Origin of the sequence: Microscilla marina ATCC 23134 (genome assembly GCF_000169175.1) — a bacterium.
GTDB lineage: Bacteria > Bacteroidota > Bacteroidia > Cytophagales > Microscillaceae > Microscilla > Microscilla marina.
Genome location: NZ_AAWS01000024.1, coordinates 83,607 through 109,145 on the forward strand (window position 1 = coordinate 83,607; position 25,539 = coordinate 109,145).

The window sequence follows — 25,539 nt, forward strand, 5'->3', positions numbered from 1 at the left end:
GTAACCTTTTTTATAAAGTGAAGCTTCTCTGGTTGTAAGCACGAAGGCTGTCTACTTATCAGGAAATATTGGAACGAAAACAAACCATATAACCAATTTAGTAAGTGATCTGGAAAAAATAAGATGTGCCAATTTAAGAAAATATATTGTTCTCAGACAATTCAAAAAAAACGGTGCATAGCCAAAGCTATGAGGCTTTTTTTTTTGAGAAGAATGAGGGCAATAGATACACTTTAATGGCTCAAATTATTTATGAAAGATCACTAAAGGGCATTCACTACTTTTAGTCCACTGTGATAGAAGGCAGCCCAGAGAACAATTTAATTTTGACTCAAAGATTTTTAAAACTGTGTTTAGTACGCAATAGATTCCTAAAATCTCTCAGAAAAAGCCGGATACTTTATTCGGCTTTTTTTATTGGGGTGTTTATCAAATCTCCCTGTTTTAAGGAGTGATAGCTTTTTGCTGAAAGAAGCTGCTATGTTTCTTCACCAGTGGGGTTTATGATTAGTTGGTTTTGAGGGGTTTGGGCGAGGATTGGTTTATGACCTGGGAAATCCAAATTTTACTCTGTGTGCCTGGAGAGCTTTCAGGCTTGGGTAATATTGGGGGTTTTGTGGCAATAGAATTTCTTGTTTATGAAACTGATGCAAATGATAGGGTGAGGTCTTATTTTCTTTAAAATTATTGCTCACAATTACCCGGTATTGATCATCAATGGCAATCAAACCCTTATCAAACGCCTTATGTATGGTATAGGTAAGCGGAATGCCGTTATTTACGCTATTGTTGCCATGGACATGAAAGGGTTCTATGTGGCAGCCTTCTACCATACTGATTTTTCTTTTGACTTTGGGGCTTACCTGTATGTTTAATTGTGAAACACAGCACGAATAATTATATATTTCTAAAATAAACTCTGAAAACTTAGCTGTTCGTATAAACTCTTCTTCATCTACTTGTTCCCTGGCTTTACTTCCGGCTTTGAGCCTTGTTTTTACCTGATTCAAACGCGTATAGTATGCCTCAAAATCTTCTTCTACAATACTTTTACCTACCTCTTGAATATATTGCTTATAGTTGAGTTGCTCAGTAAATTTGTTTTTACTGTAGGCAAGGTAAGTATTGAGTAATATCTGGCAAAAGTCCTGGCGATGTTGCTTGTTTTGTAAAAACTGAAACAATGCTTCATCTAACTCGGCATAGGCTACCTTAGTAGTCAGTTGGTGAAAAGTCTTGATTGTTTTCTTAGATGCAAAGAACTCTTCATGTCCCAGGTTGGGAACGAGTGTCCAGAACCCATCACTTTTTAGGTAAAAAAAAGGAAGAGAAATTTCCCGGTGATAGTTAGGGTTGGCAAGTAGTTCCCAATACTTTTTAAAAGTTGACAGTAGCTCGGGCGTGAGATATATCTGATGAGATGTAATGACTTTATCTTCAATTAACCTAATTATACTCAACAACAAAATAGGCTTATGTGGTGCCACGCTGCCTTTTTTGTTTTTCTCTGCGTGATTCACATTTAATTTTTTGAATTTTTGAAGGTATTGGCTTACAGTCATAAGAAGGCTTGTATTTGATGAGGGCTAAAACTAAATTTTTCGTCATAAACAGCAAAATATAAGGGGCAAGAAAATGACTGCCCTTATTGTCAAAAAAAAGTGATGCTATATGATCCAAAAAGAAAGGATTATTCACGTGTACTGTTTTTGGTTGGGTCGCTTACCTTTAGGCCATAGCCCTCTACTGCTGCCTTGTGGTAGTCTCTCATTTTTTTTCGTGTTCAAGGCTCAAGTCCACAATTGCCCTGCAAGGTATGAAAGCCATGTTGCAAGCTTTAGCCGCGAATTTAAGTTTGATACCCCCCAGCGCAACGCCTCAAAAAGGCTTTGTCAAAGTAAGCACTGCCTCCTGCTTACCGACTATTTGCCCCTTGCCCAACAAATAAAAGCCAACCTGCAAAAGCATGGAACAAGCGAGGCTCAACTCTGCTCGTTGCTCGGCAGTTATACCAAATCGTTGCCATTATCCGTACACTAAATTCTTTGTATGTCTACCTCTAAAAGCCATCACCAAGCTTGTCCCTCCTCTTTAAGCACAGCTGACCAAGAGAGCGGGGAACGATAGCGAAGAACGTGCATTGTGTTGGCCTTGTCATTAAGACCACTACAAGTGAGTTTGTATGGGTTTTCAATCAGACTTGTATATCCACATCACATGTTTTATAATCGATTTTTTGCTACCGGGCAAAGACTGGAAGAGCTGTGAGGTATAACCTGCGGCAAGTAATGTTACAAAGCAAAGGCAAAATTCTGCTTCCAAATGAACAGAAAATTGCCTAACTTCGTTTTAAATAAAAGGTGTTACTCCATTATAAGGAGCCCAGAGTTCTAACTGTTTGTCGACATTTCACTCCTGGGCAATGCATCACGAAAATTAAAAAGAGCTGATAGGGTAATCTATTCAGCTTTTTTCTTTTTAACAATCTTCTTTTCTTCATTATTCTCCTCATTGGGTTTTCTCAGGTTTTTCACAATGGCAACAGTGTTATTGACAATGCTTATAACCAAATTGACCAACTTTAGAATGGTTAATAAAGTCATTAAGTTGTATTTTTTTTATTAAAATCACACAGCGAACCTTTGTCGAGCAGTCGCTGTTTTTTCTGCTCTTTCAAAAATCTTTTACAAACATAATGGCGCGTGAAAAAAAATGATAGGACAAAGTTTTTTCGACCTAATGCTACAAAAATAATGGCTCTAAAAATGGTATAAAAATGCGCCCCTGCTTACCTTCTGTTAGCTTTTCCTCCTAATCGCCCCTGAACATTCATTCAAAGCCGTTTTGACGTTAGCCATTACGTTAGCTTTTGTTTTTTCCGAAAAAGAAACCTTATTGCTTCAACTCTGAGGACAAAGTTACTTGCCTACCCCATTGCTCACAAGTGCCCTTGAGTTTACGAAAGTACTCAAGAGGGTGAAAACATTGCTTAGAGGCTTTAAAAAAAGTTTTGGTGTATTCTAGGTTGTATACTTCAACTTTTCTTCCGAATAAATTTTATGACCATTTTCCTTCAATCAACAGCCAACGCCTTTTATGTTGGTGATGGTATAATTGTTTGACAATACGACTTTGAACTACTATTTTTCAGTAACATATTAGCTGCATAAGCTCACCCAACGGCTTACGTCTACCAAATTTATAAATAGTTAAAAATCAACGTATTACGAATTTGATTAGTTGCTTGTAAAACAGCTTCAAGCTAATGGCTAAAAGCTAATAGCTTGAAGCTGTAGAAACTATCGGCTATCGACCGAATGCTGTGGACTATAAATAAATCTGCCACCTTACAATTAGCTTGTTTCGGGCAAATTCGTATATTGCAAACTGGGCAACAAGGAGCTGTCCCCTGATCAGATTCAACAAACTGTGGTATGCTACCGCAACCAACTAAAGGCAAACACCTACATGACTTTCAATGAAGATACCAGGGTAAAAATACCCGCCATACTCCACCTTATAAGCCTGGGCTACGAGTACCTTTCGCTTAAGGCCCACACCTGGGATAAATCGACCAATATTTTCAGAGATATTTTCGACAAAAGCATCCGGCAGATTAACCGTAAAATGACAGATGCCGACCTACAGCAACTCTATGATAAAATAGCTTTGAGCCTGGAAAACGAGGAATTGGGCAGGGCTTTTTATCAAATGTTGGTTGACCAATCGGGCACGAGATTGATTGATTTTGACAATTTCGACAACAATTCTTTTCATGTAGTAACCGAGCTGCCTTACGAAAACAAGGACGAAAACTTTCGCCCCGATATAATATTGCTGATTAACGGCATGCCACTGGTATTTATAGAGGTAAAAAAGCCCAACAACAAAAACGGCATTGCGGCAGAGCATAAGCGTATGGAAAGGCGCAACGCCAACAAAAAGTTCAGAAAGTTTATGAACCTTACCCAGCTCATGCTCTACACCAACAACATGGAGTATCAGGAGGGTTCGCTGGTGGTGCTTGCCGGAAGCTACTACGCCAGCAGCAGTTATGGCAAACCCGTGTTTAATTATTTCAGAGAAGAAGAAACCCACCACTTGGGCCGGTTGCTGCGCCCCGTAAGCAGTGCCACCGAAGACCTGGTGTTGCAAGACAACAACCTGACAACTATCAAAGGTACACCTGAGTTTGCTACCAACAAACAGCCCGACACGCCCACCAACCGTATTTGTACCTCGCTGCTACAGCGCAACAGGCTTGCCTTTATACTGCGCTACGCTATAGCGTATGTCAAAGAAAGCCATGGGCTGGAGAAGCACGTCATGCGTTATCCGCAAATGTTTGCCTCCAAGGCTATAGAAACCAAGCTCGAAGCGGGCATACGCAAGGGCATTATCTGGCATACCCAGGGCAGCGGCAAAACCGCCCTTGCCTATTATAATGTGAAGTTTCTGACCGACTATTTCAGGGCAAAGAACAAGGTGGCAAAGTTTTACTTTATTGTCGACCGCCTCGACCTGCTGAAACAAGCAAAAGGCGAGTTTGAGAAACGGGGCTTGCGGGTACATGAGGTAAGCTCCAGAGACGAATTTGCGCAAACTATCAAATCTGCGAGTGCTATTCACAACAACGAAGGCAAGCCTGAAATAACGGTGGTAAACATTCATAAGTTTAAGGACGACCCCCAGGTGGCCCGCAGCAACGACTATGCAGTAGACATTCAACGGGTGTATTTTCTCGACGAGGTACACCGTAGCTATAACCCCAAAGGCAGTTTTTTGGCAAATTTGAACCAATCGGACCCCAATGCTATAAAAATAGGGTTAACTGGAACGCCTTTGTTGGGCACAGACAAAACCTACGATTCTAAATCGGTTTTTGGCGATTATATCCACAAATATTATTACAATGCTTCTATAGCCGATGGCTACACCTTGCGCCTTATCCGCGAAGAAATAGAAACCAGCTATAAACTACAGCTACAGGAAATACTCAACGAGCTAAAGCGCACCTTGGTGTATAAGGGCAGCCTCAACAAAAAAGACATTTATGCCCATCCTCAGTTTGTTGAACCATTGCTCGAATACATTATAAAAGACATAGAACAAGCCAGGGCTACCCACGGCGACCCTACTATAGGGGCAATGGTGGTGTGCGATTCGTCGGAACAGGCAAGGCAACTCATGAAAACATTTGAGGAAGGCAACACCGGAATACTGACAATGGTTGCCGAAGATGCCGAAGTGTATAAAATATCGGAGGCTACCCAAAAACGCAAAGATGCCCGCAAGGTAAAAACGGCTGCCCTGATTCTGCACGACGAAGGCGACAAACAAACCCGCAAAGACCAGGTAGAGGATTTTAAGGATGGTAAGATTGATGTGTTGTTTGTATACAATATGCTGTTGACGGGCTTTGATGCCAAACGCCTGAAAAAGCTTTACCTGACACGGGTAATACGCACCCACAACCTGCTGCAAACCCTTACCAGGGTAAACCGTACCTACAAAGACTTTAGGTATGGTTATGTGGTAGATTTTGCCGATATCCAGTCGGAGTTTGACAAAACCAACCGGGCTTATTTCGACGAGTTGCAAAACGAGCTGGGCGACGAAATGACTCATTATTCGAACATTTTTAAGTCTGCCGAAGAAATAAACGAGGAGATAGATGAAATACAGGAAGTGCTGTTTTTGTATGACACTGACAACACCGAAGAGTTTGACCGCCAGATAAACCAAATAGATGACCCCGACACCATGCGGGTGCTTACCAAAGCGTTGCACAATGCCCGCGAACTGTACAACCAGATAAGGGCTTCGGGCAACTATGAAATGCTGCAGCACCTCGACTTTCAGAAACTGGTCATTCTGTCGCGCAATGCCAGCAACCGCCTTGCCCTGCTTAACCAAACCCAGGCTATAGAAAACGACAGCAGCCAGTTGCTCAACACGGCCCTGGAGGACGTTTGGTTTGCTTTTACCAAGGTAAACGAAGAGGAAATGCTGCTGGCCGATGAGCTTAAGAATGTGTTGCAAAAAACCCGCGAAGCTTTAGCCGATAATTTTGACCAGGCCGACCCGGAATTTGTATCTTTGATGGATGAATTGAAACGTTTGTTTAAGCAAAAAAACCTGCACGAGGTAAGCAAGGAAGAAATGCAGGCAAACATGGCAGCACTACGCAGGGTATATGACGCTGCCCGCGAACTGGAACGCAAAAACAGGCTGATACAGGCGCGGTTTGACAACGACCAGAAATACCTGAGGTTATACAAGCGGCTGCGCGAACAGGAAATGCTGAACGTAAAAGATTTTAAACTGATGGAAGCTTTGAAAACCCTCAAGGGAGCCGTAGACCAAAAGGTGTTGCAAAACCAGCAAATGCTGGGCAACGAGAGTTTTGCCGAACAGGCAATGCTAAGCCTGGTAGCAAAGCAGCTAAAGGGCATTGGGGCAGACGCCACTACCCTTAAAAAGGTGAATACCCTGCTGGCCACCGAATATTTTAATGAATTTAATGGAAGAATATAAATATACAGATGACAAAAACCTTAGCATTTGAAACCCAGACCAAGGCACTGATAGACAACCTGAAGAGCGTGTGCGCCAGCTACGGGCTGGGCAACGACGGCAACGAATTTAAGATCATTACCCAAACATTTTTGTATAAGTTTTTGAACGACAAATTTATCTATGAGGTAAAAAAACTGGACGAGGGCATAGCCAACGCCGACAAACCCCTGGAAGCCCTGGCAGCTACCCCCGCCCAGGACTACGAGCTGCTGCTGCTGCAACTGCCCGCCAACACTGCCCGGCTGGCGCCTGCCCACCTGATACCCGCCTTGTATGCCCGCCAAAACGAGGCAAATTTTGCCGACAGTTTTGATGCTACCCTACAGGACATAGCCAAGGCAAACAACGAAATATTTTCGGTAAAAACAGGCCAGGACGAACGCATTGTGCTGTTTGACAACCTCAGCCGCTATGTAACCGATAAGCGCGACGACTTTTGCCGGGCTATAGTAAACAAGCTGGTTGATTTTAGTTTTGAACACATTTTTGAGGAGAAGTTTGATTTTTACGCCACCATTTTCGAGTACCTCATCAAAGACTACAACACCAACAGCGGCGGCAAATATGCCGAGTACTTTACCCCCCATGCGGTGGCAAAAATAATGGCGCGCTGTATGGTACACGGCGAGGTAAGCAATGTCACCTGCTACGACCCTTCGGCGGGTTCGGGTACGCTGCTCATGAACCTTGCCCACCAAATAGGCGAAAACCGTTGCACGATTTACTCGCAAGACATTTCGCAAAAATCGTCGGGTTTGCTGCGCCTCAACCTCATACTGAACGACTTGGTGCATTCGCTGCCCAACATCGTAAAAGGCAACACCATCAGCGAACCCTACCACAAGGAGGGCAATGCTTTGCGCCAGTTCGACTACATCGTGTCTAACCCACCCTTTAAGCTCGATTTCTCAGATATGAGAGATGCCTTGGACACCAAAGCCAACCGTGAACGTTTTTTTGCCGGGGTGCCCAAGGTACCCAACAAAAAGAAGGAGTCGATGGCGATTTACCTGCTGTTTTTGCAACACATTATGCACTCGCTGAAGCCCAACGGCAAAGCGGCTATAGTGGTGCCCACCGGGTTTATAACTGCCCAAAGCGGCATAGACAAAAAAATACGCCAACGCCTGGTAGACGAGCGCATGCTGGCCGGGGTAATCAGTATGCCCAGTAATATATTTGCCAATACGGGCACCAATGTATCTATAGTTTTTTTGGACAGGGCCAATAAAGACGAAGTGGTGTTGATTGATGCCTCGGGGCTGGGCGAAAAGGTAAAAGAAGGCAAAAGCCAAAGAACAGTGTTGTCTACCGAAGAAGAAGACCAGATTATTGAGACTTTTAACGCCAAAAAAGAGTTAGACGATTTTTCGGTAATAGTAAGCTACGACGACATTGCCGCCAAAAACTATTCGCTGAGCGCGGGACAATACTTTGAGGTGAAAATTGAATACGTAGACATTACACCCGAAGCGTTTGCCACGAAAATGAAGGGTTTTGAAACCAACCTTGCCAGCATGTTTGCCGAAAGCAAGGCGTTGGAAAAAGAAATAGTAGAAAATATGAAAGGGTTGAGGTATGAGTAAATGGCGTAAATTAGGAGACTTAGTTAGCTATTCAGGAAAAGGCATCACACCAAAATATGTCGATGAAAGTTCTATCATTGTTCTTAACCAAAAATGTATCAGAAATCATAATATCGATTATACACTAGCAAGATATACTGATGATACTAGAAGCATCAGTCAACATAAATTTCTACAAACAGGTGATATTTTAGTAAACTCTACTGGGCAGGGAACAGCTGGCAGGTGTGCTTTCGTTGATAAACTTCCCCAAGACAAAAAAGTTATCACTGATAGTCATATCTTAATTTTAAGGTTTCAAAACCACTTTGAAGCAAAATGTTTAAGTTATGTTATTTTTTCAATAGAGGAACTTGTTCAAACTTTTATGGATGGAAGTACGGGGCAAGGGGAGCTAGATAAGGTTAGATTATTTAATCTAATGACATCTCTTACAGAAAATAAATTGTATCAAAAACAAATAGCCAAAGTCCTCTCAGATTTAGATGCCAAAATAGCCCTTAACAACCAAATAAATGCCGAACTGGAGGCAATGGCAAAACTCATCTACGATTATTGGTTTGTGCAGTTCGACTTTCCCGATGCCAACGGCAAGCCTTATAAATCGTCGGGTGGTAAAATGGTGTATAATGAGGAGTTGAAAAGAGAGGTTCCAGAGGGGTGGGAGGTGAAAAAAATCAGTAGCTTTGCAAAGACGAGTTCTGGTGGAACTCCCTTAAGGTCAAAAAAAGAATATTATCACAATGGTAATATTCCTTGGATAAATAGTGGGGAGTTAAATCAACCATTTATTGTGTCTTCTCAAAAGTTTATCACAAAAGAAGGTTTAAATAATTCGAGTGCAAAAGTTTTTAAAAAAGGAACAATCTTAATAGCGATGTACGGAGCCACTGCTGGTAAAGTTAGTTTTATGGATATTGAGGCTTGTACTAATCAAGCTATTTGTGCAATAGATACACACAGTAATCTACGGGTTTATCTAAAACTTGGTCTTGAAACTCTGTATGATTATTTGGTAACTCTCAGTTCGGGGTCTGCTAGAGATAATTTATCACAAGATAAAATCAAAGAATTAAAATTTGTCATTCCCAATGAGAAGTTACTGCAACAATTTGATAAGTTTACTAAAGCTCCTTTAAATAATATTTTAGCAAACCTTAAACAAAACCAACAACTCACTTCCCTCCGCGACTGGCTTTTGCCCATGCTCATGAACGGGCAGGTAAGTGTGGCGGCAGCCGAAGCAATGGTGAATAAATAAAAGTAGGCATCGGGCTATATTTGCCCGATGTTTTGATGGCATCCTTTTAAACCTTATACAATACGCCCAACATAGGAGAAGAAATTTGTGGCGAATACCTTAAGCACATTAGCCGAGTATCATCGCTCTTTTAAGTCTTCCGAAGGAGACTTGAAAGCCCTGATAAACAGCAGTTTTCCAGCTTCTTTGCGCAGCAAAATGCAGCGAAGAAAGTAACGTTTGAAAATGATTGCTTTTGGGTAAGGCTGCATTCGCAGAGAAGCCGGGAGACTTCTATTAATCAATCGTTTCAAGTCGCCCTGTGGGAAGACTTGAAACAGCAGTGGGGCAAAAGAGTAAGCCCGGAAGCCTCAACTCCAAACCTTTTTCTATGCTCCCTCAAAGCCTCCAAACTCGGATAATACTTTTTGTTGGCTGGTAGTAAGTATTGAATCAATTCCATCGGCAATTGATTCAATACATTGATTAGTAAACATAAGCAGCCATCCTTTATTTGGAGGGCGGATTCCGTTTATGCGGTTTTACCGGTACATTCTTAGGACCTGGTTTTGGTTTACTCGGGTCTTTTCTCGGGGTAGGCGAAGGTGGAGACCTTTTATGCGGTTTTACTGGCACTTTCTTAGCCATAATTTTGGATTGTTTTGTTGAAAAAAATTAAACAACCAAATGTACCCCAAAACAGAGTGCTGTTCTGACTTCTGCAAGGTTAAACTCTTAGTGACTAAGTAACTCTACAAAACCACCATTCTTTCCCCTCGTTTCCTCACTACGATTGATGATATTTGTACTACATAATCACACATCGAAGATGCCGTAAAAGGATACAAAAAAGCCCCGCCAAAGCACCTTTAAGTTTGGACGACAGAAAGCACTCAACACGGGGACTCATAAAGTTTATGATAGTATGCAACTATCAACAATTTCCACAAGAAACCCACACCAGATATTGGGTTTGTGGGTAAAGGATGCCACCTGCCCGGCACTGGGTGTAGGGCAGGCATGGCACAAAACATCACCATTGATTTGGGGTTTGTGAATCCAAACTAAGTACACTGTAAATTAAGTAAGTTGTTATTTAGTTCGAGTTTATTTTGTTTGCTGGCGATCTTTACAAATAGAGCATAGCCAAAGCTACGCGATTTTTGTAAAGAGAAGTCAGAGGGCAAAAGAAGCCGACAATTAAAAAATGGCTAATAACTCCTCACAACTTCCCTTTGAGATTAGGCTGGAAAGATCACCCTGTTTGGGCGCATTGTAGATGGCTTTAGTGGCTTTAAATGGCCGTTTTTTTAGATTTAGCCTGTATGGGTGCCTTATGTGAGTTTGACAAAGAATAGGTGTTTTCTCTGTGGGTTTTGTTAAAAATAGACGCGCACTGTCGCCTACACCCTTTCCCGGTGTTTATCCAGGCTGAATATGACAAAAGTGAGAGGCATTGAAAAAAGTGGTGTGATATAAATAACCTGTAAGCAATTATGACCCGTGTTTGCCTTTATTTTTTAAATTGTGAGGGTGTTTTTCCAGTATGTTTTTTAAACAAGCGAGTAAAATAAGTTGGGTATTCGAACCCCAGGTCATATCCAATTTCAGCAATTGTTTTATCACTTAGGCGTAATTGTCGTTTTGCTTCTGTAATGATTTTTGTCTGAATGATTTCAGAAGCGGTTTGACCTGTATTGTGTTTTATTAAGTCGCCAAAGTAATTTGAGGATAAATTTAGCTGATTGGCAAAGTGCTTTACAGAAGGCATTTGTTGTGGGTGATTGTTATAGTAAGCGTTCAATAGTTTTTTAAACTGAACCACGATCTTATTATAAAGAGGCTGCCTTGTCTCAAACTGACGCTTGTAGCATTTGCCTACATAGGTGAAAATTAGATTACTATAGGCCATGAGCAAATCTAATTCGTAATTGTCTTTTTGATATTCAGTATGGACTTGGGTATACAGTGTTTCAATTTGTGTTTGCTCGTCTTTGGTTAAAAAAAGTGCTTCTTGGATTTCATACTGAAAAAAGCTAAAATCAATATTATACTCTTGCAATAGAATGGGCGAAACCATCATATGATAGCCTTCCCAGGGGTGGTCGGTCTCCCACTTATAGACTTGATGAGGCTGGATTAAATACAAAAAACCAGATTTTGTGTCAAACTCGGTATTTCCGAACCACTCCAGATCAGTCATTCCACGTTTAAAAGCCATCATGTAAAAGTCTGTCGAGAGTCCTGAACAAGACAAACGAAGGTTTTTAAAGTCGCCATATCTTACAACATCAATTAAATCCTTTTTCGGTGTATTATAACCAATGTAATGGTTATAGTTTTTTATCTCAGTGAAATGTAACATCATCAATAATTAACAAGACTGTAAAATATGGAAACATTTCACAGCCTTGCCCAAACTAATCAGTTAAATCAAATTTTATTTAGAAATCTTGCACTGTGGGACGTATAACAATATCGTTTATGTCAACATCAGCAGGCTGCTCTATGGCAAAAGCAATGGTTCTTGCAATAGAATCTGAAGAAATGGCCATGTTACTATAAAGGGCATTCACTGCCTCTGAACTTTCCTTATGTGTTGTTCCATGCTTTAATTCAGACTCAATGGCTCCTGGCTCAAGGGTGGTGGTTCGAATACTCCCTCCAACTTCATGACGTAAGCCTTCTGAAATTGCGCGAACGGCAAATTTTGTTCCACTGTAAACCGTACCTCCTGGGCTGAATACTTTCACGCCAGCAATAGAGGATATATTGATAAAATGCCCTGACTTTTGCTTTTGGAAAACGGGCAACGCAGCGGCTATTCCATATAAAACCCCTTTTATGTTGATGTCAATCATTTTGTCCCACTCATCTACTTTTAGTTCGCTGATTGGCGCAATAGACATGAGACCAGCATTATTAACCATTACATCAAGTTTGTCAAATGTGCTTACTGCTTTATCTATGAGGGCTTGTACTTCCTCTTTGTTAGTGACATCAGTTTTAACAAAAATGGCTTTTCCGCTTCCTTCTGCATTGATTTCATTTACAATGCTTTCCAAACGCTCTACTCTACGTGCTCCTAAAACTACATTTGCGCCTTTAGCGGCTAAATAGCGTGCAGTTGTTTCGCCTAAGCCACTGCTTGCTCCAGTAATGACTACTACTTTTCCTTTGATATTTTTTGATAAATCCATGAGTCTTTATTCTGTAATAAATTAATCGTTTACTTAAAGTCACCTGGTGCCTCATCCGGCCCCGTTATTTCGGTGATTTTTGCCCTCTGACTTTACTCTAATAGGGTATTTGGCATTTACTTAATGGTTGAGGTACTGGTTGCTTGCAAGCTATCTAGTAAACTAGCGTGTGCTCCAAACTTTTTTAACCCAATGGCTGTAGGAACAGGGTTATAATACTCGCTAACGTCTGTTAGTTTGCCTTCTTTGTTAAAACGAAAGATGAAAATCTGTGCATTTTGATAAGGTCCTACATCTTTAACCACTAACTCCACTTTCGTTCTTACAACTACTTTCCCAGCGTTTTCATCCAGAATTATTTCGACAATTTCGAGATCAATTTTTTCAAAAATTGAGGGCCAGTCTTTTGTAAATTCATGAAACCCTTCTTTACCTTCAATTACATCTGGAAACATCCCTGAAGCATAAGGCATTCTATAAACTGCTTCAGCATCTGCCAAATAGCTCTTCATTTTCTCTGTGTCGCCTGCTTCAAAAGCTTTTATAAAGCCTTCTGATTTTTCAACTAAGTTTAATGAATCCATTGAATTGCTTAAAATAACAGGTTTCCTTTATTGATATGCATGGTAGGCTCGCCAGCCAATAACCCTTCTGCTTTGGCAAGTGTATCTTTCAAGTGGGGCGTTTTCCAGTGCTTGCTTTCTGCTTCTTCATTTTCCCATTTTTCAATGGAAAAAAGGGAGTGGGGCTTAGAGGGGTCTTCAATAATTAAATACTCGATATTGCCCTTCTCTTGGCGGGTTTTCTCTGCTAAACCAACTAAAATTTGTTTTAGCTCTTCGAGTTTTCCTTCCTTTGCTTCTAAAGAAGCAACTGTAAAAACTTGGATGCTCATATTCTTTGATGATTTTTACATAACAAATAACTATGGGCACAAAGGTCTGGAAGTGAGTAATAAATTGTGTAAAACAAAAAAGGAAAAAGGTGAAACAAATTACAGGTAGGGGCTGACCATTATACCTAAAGTATGGGCAAAGCCTGAAGAAAAACTATGTGCAATTTCACCTAAGTAATGTTGCCGAAATAATGTCAGCAAATTTAAGTAAATATTTTTTCGCCTTGTCTAGCGACTAAAATATACAGTTAAAATGGGGAAGTTATTTTGACTACATTACTAACTGACCTTTCGCAGTATGTATTTTTGTTTTTAAGCAAAAAAATACAGTTTAGGACTAAGGTTGCGTCAGCTGGATTCAGCCTTAGTTTGTTGCCGTTAAGAATCTGTGAAACGAAGCCGTAAAAACAGATCACTGTTTGAGCGAAGCGAGTTTGAGCTGTTTCGGCGTAGTGCAACAGATTTAGGCGAAACAAACTACAGCTGCGGGGTTTAGCCGAAAAGGCAGAGCTCGCCCCAAAAAGGGCTTCGGTTTTGGTTACTTTTTTACCTGTAGAAAAAAGTAATGGCTCACAGATACTCGAATCATTGCTTTTTATGAGCATATTTTGCTGAGTGGTATTTTTTCACAGAAAACAAATTTTTGACCTGCGAAAGGTCAGTTACTAAGGAATTGTTCAAAAATAAATTTACACTCCGAGAGGTTATTTTTCGCCTTGATACTTCGTTATTTTTAGCCTTTGGCAGAGCTCAGCACAGCAAAGTTGTAGCCATCGGTTATTGCCCGTAGCGCTGCTATGGGCGCAAAAAATAGCCTCGTCTCAAAACAAAACCTCTACCTCAAGAATGGTAATTTAATTTCTCACCATTCCTAAGTAAGTTTAACGGAAGTTAAAAAAATCTTTTATAAGGTAGGTAATAACTGCTATAACCTTAAAAAACAATCGAGATTTTTCTTTTGATTATCTTTATGCCAATAAATCACAATATTGCTTATAAATTCAGCATCCCGAATGGGTATAAAAACCAGGTTATCTTCTACTTTATTGGGTTTGCTCATGAGAGTACACCCCACACCAGAAGTTACCAACCCTTTCACCACCTCATCATTTTCTGTGGCAAAAACAGGGTTAATCTTTATATGTTCGTTTGCCAGCTTTGTATATACATCATTATACAGAGTGCAGGCAGTTCTGGTAATAAATGGCAAACCATCGAGTTGTTTCAGATAAATACTTTGTTTCGAAGCTAACTCATGTCCTTTATGAACTGTAAGCATTAACCTTTCTTCATACAAAAAGCTACTAAAGAAAGCGGGGTCGGTAATGTCATGTTCCTTCGCAATCACACAATCTAACTCTTCTTGTATCAGTTGTTTCTTTAATTCCTCGGCACTACCATCAATAATTTTGATTGCATACTCAGGGTATTGGTTTTTATACTTATTGAATTTCGGAAGGATTGCATCCATCAAAATATTTTTCAGTAACCCCACTGATAAGTTCTTGCTTTCATGATGATTGTAGGTTAACTCAATCTTATTCCAACAAGCCATCAATTCCTTCGCCATATCCTTAAGTTTTTCACCCTCAGGTGTCAGACGAACATTTCGTTTGTCTCTGTAAAACAGTTTACAGTCCAGTTGTTCTTCCAACTTCTTTATTCCTGCGGAAAAAGTAGATTGCACAACATTCATTTTCTCGGCTGCCCTGGTAAAGTTGTGGGTATCGGCCAGCACCAGGTAGTATTTTATAAACTGAAGATTCATAATCGTTTTTTTAGATTATTGTTATCAAAATAATCTGTTTTTAATTACCAAAGATTATCAATTATTTTGTATCGTCAAAATCAATAAGTACAGTATCATTAATCATATATACAGCAATGAATTTTCAAGAAAAACTTCAATCGCTTGTTGAACGCATTGAAGGGAATATGTCAGCAGAGTCTTTGAAAATAATGCACAAAGCCACCCAAGAGTTGGTAGCTTCAGGTATCCAGGAAGGCGTGCTAAAAACCAATGACCAAATTCCTTTATTTGCTCTTCATGATCAAAACGGGTCCATACAATCTTCTGAGGAATTATTGAAACAAGGACCGTTGATACTCACATTTTATCGCGGGTTTTGGTGTCCATATTGTAACGCCGACCTGGTGAATCTTAACAAACACGTCCAGGAGATTGAGTATTTAGGAGCAAAACTTTTCGCCGTTTCTCCTGAGTTGCCAGTATATTCTCAAAAAATAATTAGCACTCAAAGACTAAAGTATGGTATTCTCTATGATTCCAATAATCAATTGGCTGCACAAATAGGGCTTAAGTGGTTTATGAAAGAGCCCTTAAAATCGCTCTATAGAGATCAATTCAATATCAACCTGAACCAATATCATGGCGACCAAGAATGGGCATTGCCAATGCCTGCCAGGGTATTAGTGGGCAAAGGTGGTATCATCAAATATATTGAAAGCGATCCTGATTACAGAAAACGACCCAATGTGGATGCTTTGATTAAAGTATTAAAAACACTCTAAAAACACAGGCGTTGATTTTATTCAATTTTGGTCAGTGTTGAAAATGCTGGGCAATTATGTACATCAATAGAGCGGGTTTGAGTACATCTGGAAAGTTTGTTAGTCAGTAGTACATTTGAAAATCATTATAATTACCCGCTTTTTTCTGATGGTTGAAAGTAAGCATAATCTGGTATGCAGGTACTACAGTAAAACGTTGAATGTTGTGGTGATACACTGACAACCAGTACTTTGAAAGAAGTTTAACTGTTCATTGTCCCATTTATTGTCCTTCAGAAATCCCCCCAGGAAACTTGTCTTAACCAACCAGGATCGGCTACTTTGACTTATCAACACATCAGGGTAATCTTCCTTCGAAAAACAACTCACCTTACATGAGAAAAGGGCTGATTGTGTAAAAGTTAACAGCATCCGGTCTTGTCTTGGCCATCGTTTTGAAGTCAATCGAGGCAAAACGCAAGTAATCGCCAGCGACAAGGATATTCATTAAATACTCACTATTTATCAAGCCAATTGCCAAAGGCTCACCTAAGGTTAATTTCTGAATTTGGCAAATAACTGATTATTTAAATTTTTGAGATACTGGATATTGCCTGCATAGTGCATTAGGGATTAAATAAGTTGCCTATTAATTTGGATGAATTAACTACGTTGAGCTCGCGAAAAGCTCGGTTTTGTTTTCTGACAAGTCGTGAAAATGACGGATAGTTCGCTTTCTGAATTCCGATGCATATCGGAACCTTAGCTATCTAACTTTTTTACGAGGGAGTCAGGGGGCAAAAGCTCAGAGTCCTCCGAGAACAAGCTCGGAGCTGTGAGCCGAACTTGATTCGGGGACGCCAAATAACCGAGCCTACAGCTCTGCTGTGGCGAGCTCTGCGAAGCTAATATGTGAGTAACTTAGTCCCTGGTGCACTAGGTATGTTACATTCTTATTACCCAAAAGCAGGTCATCTCCAGCACTTTTTTTATTCTTCTAATACACTTATTATGAAATGTGTAAATTCTTTTTTTAACATTAGGTCATTCTCTTTTTTAAGGCATTTTTTCAAGCTGTGTAGTCTTGCCTTTTGTTTGGTAGCTTTGGATAGCACCACCACAAAAGCTCAAATTAGTTCAGTAGCCAACCCTGCCTCAGCATTAATTGCAGGTGGTTTCGAGCAAATCAATATCACCGATTCACGCGGTTTTATGTACATCAATGGTGCTCATTCGGGAATGACTTTCGCCAATGGCGGTGGCGTATCGGGCAACAATACAGGGTTTACCAAAAACAACCCCAATGCGCCTCAAGGCAGTCAGGTCTTGTTTTTACAAAACAGTGGCAGTGTCCAAGGATCCATATATGTGTCTTCTTGGGGCTATTATCGTCTTATCTACAAATCGGCTGTTCGGGCGGGCAACACCAAAGCAGTAAGGGTAGAGATCAGTGGGGCAAAAATTTCGGAGGCTACCATTCCTGGTAGTAACTATACCCAAATGCATAGTTTGCCTGTATACCTCAACCCAGGTTGGCACTCCTTCAAGTTTACAGGGGTAAACCTGATTGCGGGTGACCATACCGCTTTTGTAGACGACATTCGTTTGCAGCGGGTACACGACTGGCGTGACGCCAATGCCTGGTCGCCTCGTCGAGTACCCAACGCCAACGATGCAGTCACCATCAGCGCAGGTACAGCAGTGGTGCCCGTGGGCAATTTTCAGGTAAAAAGCATTACTGTAAACGGGCATTTACAAGCAAGTATAAGCTCTCATGCCAACATTACCACCAATAGCATAATGATTATGGGTGGCAATGCCCGGATGGAGTTTGGGCAAGAACGCGTGCCTCAGCCCCACAAAATGAGCATCACACTAAATGCTCCTTATAGTGCCCGCAATGCGAACCCTAATATGGGCAACAACTTTATAGGCGTAATGGGAGGAGGCATACTTCATTTGCATGGAGTACAAAAGAAAAGCTGGACTAAAGTACAAGATGACTTAGGGAACGCCCACATCAGGCTTACCGAAGCCACTAGTTGGCAAGCAGGTGACCAAATAGTGGTTACCTCTAAAACTAATAATTGGAACCAAGCCGAAAAACGAACTATAGAAGCCGTAGGCGAAGGTGGGAAGCTATTACGTTTTACTCAAAACCTTAGTTATAACCATCAGGGTGCTGTGAGAAACTACAGCAGGCCATCGCATGCAGTAAAAAACTGGTCTGCCGACTTACGCCCTGAAGTAGGTTTGTTAAGCCATAGTATCAAAATCCAAGGGCACCCACAAGGAAACGCCCAAGGCTATGGAGGGCATATCATGATTATGAACAATGGCAAAGCTTATGTAGAGGATGTGGAGCTTTTTAATATGGGGCAAAAAGCTATTCTGGGGCGCTATCCTTATCATTGGCATATGTTGGGCAATGTAGGGGCTGGTCAGTACCTTAAAAACTCAAGTGTACACCAGTCTTACAACCGCGCAATCACCATTCATGGCACAGAAAGCACCTTGGTCGAAAACAACTTTTGTTATGATCATATTGGGCATGGTGTTTTTCTGGAAAATGGCAGCGAACGTTTCAATGTCATCCGTAAAAATGTAGTTTTATTAACCAAGCGTCCCGCTCCAGGGCAGCACCTTACCTTTTCTGAAGATGCAACAAATCCGTCCATTAATGCAATTCAAAATCGTACTCCAGCCAGTTTCTGGATTACCAACCCTCAAAATACTTTTGAGCAAAATATAGCCGCAGGTACTGAGGGTACTGGCTATTGGTTTGCCTTTCCTCAAAAACCTATGGGTGAATCGGCAAGTGATCCTCGTTTTAGTGCATTGGAACCTTACAAAGCTCCCCTTATCAAGTTTGACCGAAATACTGCGCATAGTTGTATGAATGGACTTGACATATTTGACCAACTCAATAGTGATCATTCTATTCGTGGCAATGGTGGTTGGGACCATACAGACAGACACTGGCTGACCAATTGCTTATGGTATGCCAATGATTTGGGGGTATACACTGGTACTGGTCGTCAGAGGTCGACATACAAAAAGAGTAATAACCTCATTTTTGAGAAGAACATGTTTGTAGCCAACAAAAAGTCTACGATGTTTGCCAGCTATAGCATTGCCAGCAATTCGTTGTTTGTAGCCCATGCTGGGCTCAACCTGTGGCCAGCCAATACTGAACGCTTTGCCTATCTAGTGTACGATGGGGCTGGACAGTTGCACAATTGCCATTTAGTGGGTTGGAATCACTCCCAAGCCAATTTGTTTGATAATATTGGGGCAGGCAACAAACATGTCAATCACTACTTTGCGGGCAATACCCTGAACCACGGCGGAACCCCGCGTATTTTGCTCCCTAACTATGACATTAAACCAATACCAGATTATATAACTGCTCATAATAACCTTCAACCTCGGATTTGGTCGATGGCGATCCGTGATTTGAGTGGCACTATCAGTGGCAAAGCCAACACTTCTATTGTCAGCAATCATCCTTTTTTGCTGGTAGGTGATGAATACAAACCTACCAACTGGATCAGAGCCTATCGCAGTGACCATCACTTTGCTTTTGCTGCACTTTCTTATCAACTAAAAGCCAATAGCAACCCTAATGTAGTGGTGACCCGTACTAAAAGTGGCACACCGGATGCTTCGGTGTATTATATTCCAGGCGCTCATTCTTATAAAGAACACCATCAATTGCCCTTAATTGTCAATGAAGGTTTTTTGTATACCTATCGTTATGAGTCATTGCCCAACAAGAAAAAGGTGATATTAAGAATGGCAGATGCTTTTGAGGGAGACGACTACATGTTACGTTTTAAAGACTTTGGGAAGTTAGGCGGCTTGAGTATCACTACTACTCAGCTAAACGGGGGCAATGTACCAGCATATAGTAGCTATAGTGCTTTGCAAGGCGCAACCAGCACGGGCTATTATAAGAACGGAACTGATGTGTACCTTAAAGTAGTGGCTAAAGCACGATTGATTGGTACTGAAGCCGATGAACAGGTGACCATTCAATGGTCTACTAACTTTACAGTAGCAAAGATTGACACGGATGGCGACGAAATGTCAGATTTGGACGAGTTAAATGCAGGGCGACACCCTTTTGATGCCAGCGATTTGGGCGCTTATTTTAATACTCCCGGCAATCTTGAAGGATGGACAAGCAGTAGTAATGTAAGCAATTTAAGAGTCGAAGGCGGTTTTCTGAAGGGGGTATCTTCGGGCAGTGGCGATGCCCAAATCAGAAATAACCCTTACCACTTTAACGCCGATAGGGTCAAAACCATTCAGGTACACATGAGGGCTTCAGTCAATACCTTGGTGCAGTTGTTTTTTACTACCAATACCGATGGGGCTTATGGAGGAAGTAAGGTAGTTTCTATAAATTATACAGGCAATGGTAACTATCAAACCCTTACTTTTAATGTGGGAGCTAACGCTGCCTGGAACGGCAAGATCACCCGCTTACGCCTTGATCCAGTCAATGGAGTAAATATTTCCTTTGACATTTTCTGGATTAGAGCACAATGTGTTGGCTGTCCCATTAATGGTGCGTCTTATCGCTCTGCCAAGGCCGAAGTGAAAACTGCTGAGCCTGCATTTACAACATTAGAACAATCACAAAAAATTATTGTTTACCCCAATCCGGTAGATGATAGACTTTATGTAAAAGGGGTGAAAAAAGGGACACAAGTTCAAGTTTTGAGTGCACAAGGTCAAGTCTTGAAAACACTTCAGTATCAAGGAATGATTGACTTCTCCTCTTTTAGTAAGGGGTTGTATTTCTTGAAAATAGGAAAAGAAGTGTATAAATTGGTTAAATAACCAAGGAGTGTATACCAATCTGCCAGCTAAATTTTCATATGATATTTGGTAGGTAGATTGGTATTGTTTTTTGTAGGAAGATATTGAGCTTTTGTGAGCTGTTGTATATCAGTGGACACTGTATTTTACTATTCGCCTAAAAATAGTTGATGTTATTTCTAGCAATATAACAATTATTCAGTATTTTTCACTTATTGAATTACGCTAAAATATACCACTATACATATTTACAACACTGCTATGCTACTGTATTTCCGGATTTCAATATGCAGCATTTTTATTGTGTTTTTCTTTTTATCTCACCAAAGCCCGGCTCAGCGAAAAACCATTGACAGCCTTCAACTACTTTTGTTAAACCGCCCCGATCATACCCAGCAAATCACTATACTCAACCAATTAGCTATGCTTTATAGGCGCATTAGCCCCGAAAAAGGGTTGCAGTATGCAAAAAAAGCCCAGAACATAGCCACCCATCAAGCTAAAGCATCTCAAATTGCTGCAAGTAATCAAACGCTGGCAGTATTGTACACCAAACTTAAGAAATACCCACAAGCCCAGACTCACCTAAATAAGGCAAGGTTGTTTTATGAAGAAGCACAAAGTTTTAAAGACCTGGCAAAAGTATACTTGCTCAAGGGGAATATGATGGACGACCAAAATGAAAGTAAACAAGCTACCACAGCTTATAAAAAAGCTTTTGAGTTTTTGAAAAAAGTAAGCACAAGTAAAGAGCAAGATTTGGTCAAGTTGAAGGTGAAAATACACAATAACTTAGGCAATGTATACAGCAATACAGGAAACTTTGCCGAAGCTCAAAAACACTACCTGGAGGCTTTAGAACTGTCAACTCAGAAAAAACATCAGGTAAGTATCTATATCAACCTTATACAAATTAATCGCAATTTAGCCGATTATGGTCAAGCACTTTTGTATAGCAAAAAAGCGCTTGAGCTTGCTAAAGAAATAAGTGATGCCAGTAACATTGCTGATATATATCGCCTTCAGGGGCAGGTATATGAATTTCAGAGCGTGCACGAAGAGGCTCTTAAGCTGTACAATCAAGCTTTAGAGATACATTCGAAGTTAGGTGACACCACCAAGTTGTTATATAGCCTCACAGGTATAGCAAGTGTATATACCAAACTAGAAAAATACGAACAAGGGTTGAAGCTGTACAACAAAGCTTTAAGTATGGCAGTCAAGGTAAGTCACAAAGCCTTTGAGATGAACATCAAAAGCAATATTGCGGTATTATATTTTGCTGACAAGGACTACCAAAAATCTTTGGAAGTATACAACGAAGCATTGATGTATTTTGAAAAAAAAGGAATGCTTCACCAACAGGGAACCAGCTTGCATGGAGTAGGGAGCATCTATTTTGAGCAACAGCAATACCAAAAGGCTCTGAGTCATTATTTAAAAGCATATTCCATATTCAAACAAATCAACGATAAGTACTACAAGGCCTATGTAGCCAATGATGTAAGCAAAGTAATGACCCGTTTGAAACGCTACCCAAAGTCAAGAGAATATGCTAGTGAAGCCGTAAAAATTGCAGAACAATTAAATGCCAAGGATATATTATTAGAAAGCTATCGCCATCAATATGTGCTCGATTCATTGCAAGGAGATTTCTTTGGCGCATTGAAAAACCATCAAAAACATAGCAGGATTCGACAAGAGTTGAATGATATAAAAAAAGCAAAACAAACAGCGTTTTTACGGGTAAATTATGGTCTAAAAGAGAAAGAAGAGTTGTTAAAGGCGAAGGGAAAAGAAAATAAATTGTTGCAAGAGCAAAACCGCTATAAACAAATACAGGTATTGTTTTTAGCCGTTGGAATGGGTGTTTTATGTTTGGGAGCTGTTTGGCTCAGATGGCTGATAAAGAACAATCATAAAAAAAATGAGCAATTGCTTAAATTTAAAAATACAGAAAAACAATTGTTACAACAACAGCTTAAATACAAAGAAATAGAGGGACAAATTTTGCATCAGCAATTGGAAACAGATCAACATGAGCAACTTGTGATCAGGGAGAAACTTGAAACAAAAGACCATGAACTCACCAAACAATCGTTGTATCTGATTCAATACACCCAACTGCTTGAAGTGGCACTGAAAGAAATTCAGGAAATGATTAAACTAAATGATTCTCCAGCGAAAACTCGTCTAAAAGACTTGGCAAAACGTATTAAAAAAGAGTTTTCACGGCGAAGTCCCTGGGAAAACTTTACCCAGACTTTTGAAATGGCTCATCCCAATTTTTATAAAAGGCTTAGGCAACGGTTTCCTGACTTGACCGAATATGACCTCAAGCTTTGTGCGCTGTTGCGCCTGGGGTTTGAGTCACGCGAACTGGCTTCTATTCTCAACATTACTTTAGATAGTGCCAAAAAAGCCCGCTTTCGCCTGCGGAAAAAAATGAAAATATCCGAGCAGGATTTGTCAGGCTTTATGCGGGATATTTAAATTTTTTTTTTTTACTCGTTGCAACTGAATGATATGTAACCACTTTACTTACAGTGATTTAAGCTTAAATAAGTTGTCCAAGAGCCCTTGGAATGTCTACGTTAAATCCGGTAAATTATTATGTAACCTACATTCTCTCAAGTTTAATTGCCACAAAATACCTATTCACCACAAAATAAAAGCTATGGTAAGGTTTCACCAGTTTTGTCTGATCTTGATGATCATTTGCAGTAGTTTTTGGGCAAACGCCCAAACTCGTCTCTCTAAAATAGATTCTTTGAATGTGGCATTGGAAAAATCTGCTTCTCCTCACAAAAAAGTAGCCGTATATAACCAACTGGCAAAGGTGTATGCCAAGCAAACAGACTCAAGTCAAACTGTTTTTTATGTACAAAAGGCGTTGCAACTTGCTGAGCAAAATAACTACCTAAAAGGTAAGATGAATGCACACTATTGGCTTGCAAAACTCTACAAGGGTTTATCTTATGATTCTTTAGCTAAAGCTACTTTGTTCAAAGCATTATTTACTGCCGAGCAGTTAAAAGACACTAATGTAAACTCAAATATACACAATGTACTGGGAGGGATTTATAAAAATCAAGGGCATTATACACAAGCACTCAAAAGTTACCAAAAGGCACTTAAATTGAAGGAACAGCTTAAAGATGACTTTGGGGTAGCGGCTAATTATAACAATATGGCAAATGTGTATTCAAATCAGGGAAACTTTCCTATGTCCCTGGACCACTACCAAAAAGCTTTGAACATCTGGGAACAGACCAATCATCTAAAAGAGGTAGGTGTAGCATGTAATAATATTGGGCTATTATATATAAATCAGAGGGATTACACACAAGCACAAGTCTATTTAATGAGGTCATTAGAAATAAAAAAGCGATTCAAACAAGAAAAAGGAATCGCGAATGTATATGGTAATTTGGCTAAGATGAATATGATAAGTCAAAATTATAATGTAGCATTTCAATATTATCAACAATCATTGAACATTTACCGTAAGTTGAACAATCAATATGGCATGGCAAGGTCACTGCATAATATTGGCTGGTGCTACTATGAATTGACTAAATATAAAAGTGCTTACCAAAAGTTTATAGCTTCCCTGGCTATCAAGCACAAACTACAAAACAAAATAAGTACTGCCTCTACAGAAATGATGATAGGCAAGGTATACTATAGGTTAAAAGAGCATACCAAAGCAGTAAAATACCTTGATAAAGCAATGAAAGTGTTTCAGGAAACAGGATATTTAGACAAAATAGTAGCCAGTGCGGGTACTTTAAAAGAAGTATACAAAGCCCAGGGAGACTACCAAAAGGCATATCAGGTGTTTGAGATTTACCACCAGGCGGCTGACTCTGTGGTAAACAAAGAGAAAATACGAAAAATAGCCCGTATAGAAAGTGCTTTTAAGTTTCAACAACAACAAGATTCTCTGAAAAGACAACAACAACAGAAGCTGAACGCGCTTGAGATAAAACGACGAACAACCCGCGCCTGGCTTTATACTTTGTTGCTAGGGGTAGTGGGGTTATTGCTGGGGGTAGGGGCCTTGTTGAGCCGCCAAAAACACAGGTACAAACAAAATGCACAAGTGCTGGAGTTAAAAGCTATACAACAACAATTACTAAACGAGCAGTTGCAACGTAAAGAGATAGAAGGACAAATTCTCAAAGAACAATTGCAGGTAGACCAGGAGGAACAACGAAAAGTAAGACACCATATAGAAGAAAAAGACCATGAACTTACCAAACAAGCCTTGTATCACATCAGGCACCAACAAGGGCTTGAACTTACCTTGCGTGAAATAAGAGAGTTGATAAAAACGACTAAAGAGGTGGTAGTGAGCAACCGTTTGAAAGAGGTAGTCAAACGGATTAAAAAAGAGTTGTCACAGGGAGAGTCCTGGGAAAACTTTACCCAGACTTTTGAAATGGCTCACCCTAATTTTTATAAAAGGCTTAGGCAACGGTTTCCTGACTTGACCGAATATGACCTCAAACTATGTGCGCTGTTGCGCCTGGGGTTTGAGTCACGCGAACTGGCTTCTATTCTCAACATTACTTTAGATAGTGCCAAAAAAGCCCGCTTTCGTCTCCGGAAGAAGTTACAGCTCTCCGAGCAGGACTTGTCAAGCTTTATGCGGGATGTTTGAGTTTTTTTACCTGTTGCAGTTAAATGATATGTAAC

Annotated in this window: 15 protein-coding genes; 8 read left to right on the forward strand and 7 right to left on the reverse strand. The window is 40.4% G+C overall.

Annotated elements, in window-relative coordinates:
• Positions 1-542: 542 nt before the first annotated feature.
• Entirely contained in the window at positions 543-1,520 is a 978-nt protein-coding gene (locus tag M23134_RS21175; protein WP_157558577.1) for an HNH endonuclease, read from the reverse strand.
• 939 nt (positions 1,521-2,459) lie between these two features.
• The gene (locus tag M23134_RS41280) at positions 2,460-2,603 is read right to left on the reverse strand and encodes a hypothetical protein (protein WP_002699747.1); all 144 of its coding nucleotides are present in this window, start codon (positions 2,601-2,603) and stop codon (positions 2,460-2,462) included.
• Between the two features lie 865 nt (positions 2,604-3,468).
• Between M23134_RS41280 and M23134_RS21185 the strand changes: the two genes are divergently transcribed.
• The 4 genes from M23134_RS21185 to M23134_RS42530 all read left to right on the forward strand — a co-directional run bounded on the left by M23134_RS21185 (position 3,469) and on the right by M23134_RS42530 (position 10,462).
• Positions 3,469-6,537 (forward strand): type I restriction endonuclease subunit R, encoded by a 3,069-nt coding sequence (locus tag M23134_RS21185; RefSeq protein ID WP_045114031.1) that lies wholly within the window; start codon positions 3,469-3,471, stop codon positions 6,535-6,537.
• Positions 6,538-6,545: 8 nt separating this feature from the next.
• The gene (locus M23134_RS21190; RefSeq protein ID WP_002699751.1) at positions 6,546-8,165 is read left to right on the forward strand and encodes an HsdM family class I SAM-dependent methyltransferase; all 1,620 of its coding nucleotides are present in this window, start codon (positions 6,546-6,548) and stop codon (positions 8,163-8,165) included.
• Positions 8,158-9,426 (forward strand): restriction endonuclease subunit S, encoded by a 1,269-nt coding sequence (locus M23134_RS21195; protein ID WP_002699753.1) that lies wholly within the window; start codon positions 8,158-8,160, stop codon positions 9,424-9,426. The genes M23134_RS21190 and M23134_RS21195 overlap by 8 nt, the downstream gene beginning before the upstream one ends.
• 904 nt (positions 9,427-10,330) lie before the next feature.
• The gene (locus M23134_RS42530) at positions 10,331-10,462 is read left to right on the forward strand and encodes a hypothetical protein (protein ID WP_002699758.1); all 132 of its coding nucleotides are present in this window, start codon (positions 10,331-10,333) and stop codon (positions 10,460-10,462) included.
• Between the two features lie 456 nt (positions 10,463-10,918).
• Here M23134_RS42530 and M23134_RS21200 read toward each other — a convergent pair whose 3' ends face one another.
• From M23134_RS21200 to M23134_RS21225, 5 genes are all read right to left on the reverse strand, one after another.
• The gene (locus M23134_RS21200) at positions 10,919-11,773 is read right to left on the reverse strand and encodes a helix-turn-helix domain-containing protein (RefSeq protein ID WP_198145068.1); all 855 of its coding nucleotides are present in this window, start codon (positions 11,771-11,773) and stop codon (positions 10,919-10,921) included.
• A gap of 76 nt (positions 11,774-11,849) precedes the next feature.
• Positions 11,850-12,605: an SDR family oxidoreductase gene (locus M23134_RS21205; RefSeq protein WP_002699760.1), complete on the reverse strand. Its 756-nt coding sequence runs from the start codon at positions 12,603-12,605 to the stop codon at positions 11,850-11,852.
• A gap of 116 nt (positions 12,606-12,721) precedes the next feature.
• Positions 12,722-13,189: a nuclear transport factor 2 family protein gene (locus tag M23134_RS38610; RefSeq protein WP_002699765.1), complete on the reverse strand. Its 468-nt coding sequence runs from the start codon at positions 13,187-13,189 to the stop codon at positions 12,722-12,724.
• 8 nt (positions 13,190-13,197) lie between these two features.
• The gene (locus M23134_RS21215) at positions 13,198-13,500 is read right to left on the reverse strand and encodes a putative quinol monooxygenase (protein ID WP_002699767.1); all 303 of its coding nucleotides are present in this window, start codon (positions 13,498-13,500) and stop codon (positions 13,198-13,200) included.
• Positions 13,501-14,425: 925 nt separating this feature from the next.
• Entirely contained in the window at positions 14,426-15,268 is an 843-nt protein-coding gene (locus M23134_RS21225) for a LysR family transcriptional regulator (RefSeq protein ID WP_002699770.1), read from the reverse strand.
• 116 nt (positions 15,269-15,384) lie between these two features.
• On the opposite strand from M23134_RS21225, the gene M23134_RS21230 reads away from it, so the two are divergent.
• The 4 genes from M23134_RS21230 to M23134_RS21245 all read left to right on the forward strand — a co-directional run bounded on the left by M23134_RS21230 (position 15,385) and on the right by M23134_RS21245 (position 25,504).
• A complete protein-coding gene (locus M23134_RS21230) occupies positions 15,385-16,032 on the forward strand; it encodes a peroxiredoxin-like family protein (protein ID WP_002699772.1) in 648 nt (215 codons plus the stop codon).
• Positions 16,033-17,022: 990 nt separating this feature from the next.
• The gene (locus M23134_RS21235) at positions 17,023-20,859 is read left to right on the forward strand and encodes a G8 domain-containing protein (protein ID WP_198145069.1); all 3,837 of its coding nucleotides are present in this window, start codon (positions 17,023-17,025) and stop codon (positions 20,857-20,859) included.
• A 240-nt stretch (positions 20,860-21,099) separates the two neighbouring features.
• Positions 21,100-23,331, forward strand: coding sequence for a tetratricopeptide repeat protein (locus M23134_RS21240; RefSeq protein ID WP_002699778.1), 2,232 nt, complete (start codon positions 21,100-21,102; stop codon positions 23,329-23,331).
• A gap of 184 nt (positions 23,332-23,515) precedes the next feature.
• Positions 23,516-25,504, forward strand: a complete 1,989-nt coding sequence (locus M23134_RS21245) for a tetratricopeptide repeat protein (RefSeq protein ID WP_002699779.1) — start codon at positions 23,516-23,518, stop codon at positions 25,502-25,504.
• Positions 25,505-25,539: the final 35 nt, after the last annotated feature.

Excerpts from the sequence above, each read along its gene's own strand:
- M23134_RS41280 (WP_002699747.1), bottom strand. The coding sequence starts at position 2,603 with ATGACTTTATTAACCATTCTAAAGTTGGTCAATTTGGTTATAAGCATT.
- M23134_RS21185 (WP_045114031.1), top strand. The coding sequence starts at position 3,469 with ATGACTTTCAATGAAGATACCAGGGTAAAAATACCCGCCATACTCCAC.
- M23134_RS21190 (WP_002699751.1), top strand. The coding sequence starts at position 6,546 with ATGACAAAAACCTTAGCATTTGAAACCCAGACCAAGGCACTGATAGAC.
- M23134_RS21195 (WP_002699753.1), top strand. The coding sequence starts at position 8,158 with ATGAGTAAATGGCGTAAATTAGGAGACTTAGTTAGCTATTCAGGAAAA.
- M23134_RS42530 (WP_002699758.1), top strand. The coding sequence starts at position 10,331 with ATGCAACTATCAACAATTTCCACAAGAAACCCACACCAGATATTGGGT.
- M23134_RS21200 (WP_198145068.1), bottom strand. The coding sequence starts at position 11,773 with ATGATGTTACATTTCACTGAGATAAAAAACTATAACCATTACATTGGT.
- M23134_RS21205 (WP_002699760.1), bottom strand. The coding sequence starts at position 12,605 with ATGGATTTATCAAAAAATATCAAAGGAAAAGTAGTAGTCATTACTGGA.
- M23134_RS38610 (WP_002699765.1), bottom strand. The coding sequence starts at position 13,189 with ATGGATTCATTAAACTTAGTTGAAAAATCAGAAGGCTTTATAAAAGCT.
- M23134_RS21215 (WP_002699767.1), bottom strand. The coding sequence starts at position 13,500 with ATGAGCATCCAAGTTTTTACAGTTGCTTCTTTAGAAGCAAAGGAAGGA.
- M23134_RS21225 (WP_002699770.1), bottom strand. The coding sequence starts at position 15,268 with ATGAATCTTCAGTTTATAAAATACTACCTGGTGCTGGCCGATACCCAC.
- M23134_RS21230 (WP_002699772.1), top strand. The coding sequence starts at position 15,385 with ATGAATTTTCAAGAAAAACTTCAATCGCTTGTTGAACGCATTGAAGGG.
- M23134_RS21235 (WP_198145069.1), top strand. The coding sequence starts at position 17,023 with ATGAAATGTGTAAATTCTTTTTTTAACATTAGGTCATTCTCTTTTTTA.
- M23134_RS21240 (WP_002699778.1), top strand. The coding sequence starts at position 21,100 with ATGCTACTGTATTTCCGGATTTCAATATGCAGCATTTTTATTGTGTTT.
- M23134_RS21245 (WP_002699779.1), top strand. The coding sequence starts at position 23,516 with ATGGTAAGGTTTCACCAGTTTTGTCTGATCTTGATGATCATTTGCAGT.